Genomic DNA, 2,692 nt, shown 5'->3' with positions numbered 1-2,692 from the left:
ACACAGTGGACGCGAGCACCTGAGGACAAGCCCTCGGCCTATTAGTACCAGTCAACTCCACCAGTTACCCGGCTTCCATATCTGGCCTATCAACCCAGTCGTCTACTGGGAGCCTTAACCCATCAAGTGGGTGGGAGTCCTCATCTCGAAGCAGGCTTCCCGCTTAGATGCTTTCAGCGGTTATCCCTCCCGAACGTAGCCAACCAGCCATGCCCTTGGCAGGACAACTGGCACACCAGAGGTTCGTCCGTCCCGGTCCTCTCGTACTAGGGACAGCCCTTCTCAAGACTCCTACGCGCACAGCGGATAGGGACCGAACTGTCTCACGACGTTCTAAACCCAGCTCGCGTACCGCTTTAATGGGCGAACAGCCCAACCCTTGGGACCGACTCCAGCCCCAGGATGCGACGAGCCGACATCGAGGTGCCAAACCATCCCGTCGATATGGACTCTTGGGGAAGATCAGCCTGTTATCCCCGGGGTACCTTTTATCCGTTGAGCGACGGCGCTTCCACAAGCCACCGCCGGATCACTAGTCCCGACTTTCGTCCCTGCTCGACCCGTCGGTCTCACAGTCAAGCTCCCTTGTGCACTTACACTCAACACCTGATTGCCAACCAGGCTGAGGGAACCTTTGGGCGCCTCCGTTACTCTTTAGGAGGCAACCGCCCCAGTTAAACTACCCACCAGACACTGTCCCTGATCCGGATCACGGACCCAGGTTAGACATCCAGCACGACCAGAGTGGTATTTCAACAATGACTCCACACTAACTGGCGTTAATGCTTCACAGTCTCCCACCTATCCTACACAAGCCGAACCGAACACCAATATCAAGCTATAGTAAAGGTCCCGGGGTCTTTCCGTCCTGCTGCGCGAAACGAGCATCTTTACTCGTAGTGCAATTTCACCGGGCCTATGGTTGAGACAGTCGAGAAGTCGTTACGCCATTCGTGCAGGTCGGAACTTACCCGACAAGGAATTTCGCTACCTTAGGATGGTTATAGTTACCACCGCCGTTTACTGGCGCTTAAGTTCTCAGCTTCGCCACACCGAAATGTGACTAACCGGTCCCCTTAACGTTCCAGCACCGGGCAGGCGTCAGTCCGTATACATCGCCTTACGGCTTCGCACGGACCTGTGTTTTTAGTAAACAGTCGCTTCTCGCTGGTCTCTGCGGCCACCACCAGCTCAAGGAGAAAATCCCATCACCAGCAATGGCCCCCCTTCTCCCGAAGTTACGGGGGCATTTTGCCGAGTTCCTTAACCATAGTTCACCCGAACGCCTCGGTATTCTCTACCTGACCACCTGAGTCGGTTTAGGGTACGGGCCGCCATGAAACTCGCTAGAGGCTTTTCTCGACAGCATAGGATCATCCACTTCACCACAATCGGCTCGGCATCAGGTCTCACCCATAATGAGGAACGGATTTACCTACTCCTCGGGCTACACCCTTACCCCGGGACAACCACCGCCCGGGCTGGACTACCTTCCTGCGTCACCCCATCACTCACCTACTACAGGTCTGGACCGTCGGCTCCACCACTCCCCTCAACTCCGAAGAGATCAGGGCGGCTTCACGGACTTAGCATCGCCTGGTTCGACGTTGGCGCTTCAAAGCGGGTACCGGAATATCAACCGGTTGTCCATCGACTACGCCTGTCGGCCTCGCCTTAGGTCCCGACTTACCCTGGGCAGATCAGCTTGACCCAGGAACCCTTAGTCAATCGGCGCACACGTTTCCCACGTGTGTATCGCTACTCATGCCTGCATTCTCACTCGTGAACCATCCACAACTCGCTTACACGGCTGCTTCACCCGGCACACGACGCTCCCCTACCCATCACAGCGGCCGTTGGACCACATGCTGCAATGACACGACTTCGGCGGTACGCTTGAGCCCCGCTACATTGTCGGCGCGGAATCACTTGACCAGTGAGCTATTACGCACTCTTTCAAGGATGGCTGCTTCTAAGCCAACCTCCTGGTTGTCTCTGCGACTCCACATCCTTTCCCACTTAGCGTACGCTTAGGGGCCTTAGTCGATGCTCTGGGCTGTTTCCCTCTCGACCATGGAGCTTATCCCCCACAGTCTCACTGCCGCGCTCTCACTTACCGGCATTCGGAGTTTGGCTAAGGTCAGTAACCCGGTAGGGCCCATCGCCTATCCAGTGCTCTACCTCCGGCAAGAAACACACGACGCTGCACCTAAATGCATTTCGGGGAGAACCAGCTATCACGGAGTTTGATTGGCCTTTCACCCCTAACCACAGGTCATCCCCCAGGTTTTCAACCCTGGTGGGTTCGGTCCTCCACGAAGTCTTACCTCCGCTTCAACCTGCCCATGGCTAGATCACTCCGCTTCGGGTCTTGAGCGCGCTACTATACCGCCCTATTCGGACTCGCTTTCGCTACGGCTTCCCCACACGGGTTAACCTCGCAACACACCGCAAACTCGCAGGCTCATTCTTCAAAAGGCACGCAGTCACGACCGTGCTCCGAAGAACACGGCGACGCTCCCACGGCTTGTAGGCACACGGTTTCAGGTACTATTTCACTCCGCTCCCGCGGTACTTTTCACCATTCCCTCACGGTACTATCCGCTATCGGTCACCAGGGAATATTTAGGCTTAGCGGGTGGTCCCGCCAGATTCACACGGGATTTCTCGGGCCCCGTGCTACTTGGGAAAT

At 56.4% G+C, this 2,692-nt stretch carries 1 rRNA gene; it reads right to left on the bottom strand.

The annotated features are described in order from the left end of the window. Positions 1 to 21: 21 nt before the first annotated feature. A 23S ribosomal RNA gene (locus tag J5X86_RS50070) occupies positions 22 to 2,692 on the bottom strand; the annotation flags it as partial.

Origin of the sequence: Streptomyces sp. NEAU-YJ-81 (assembly GCF_017592595.1) — a bacterium.
Classification (GTDB): domain Bacteria; phylum Actinomycetota; class Actinomycetes; order Streptomycetales; family Streptomycetaceae; genus Streptomyces; species Streptomyces hygroscopicus_B.
This window is presented reverse-complemented; position numbering and strand designations above follow the sequence as displayed.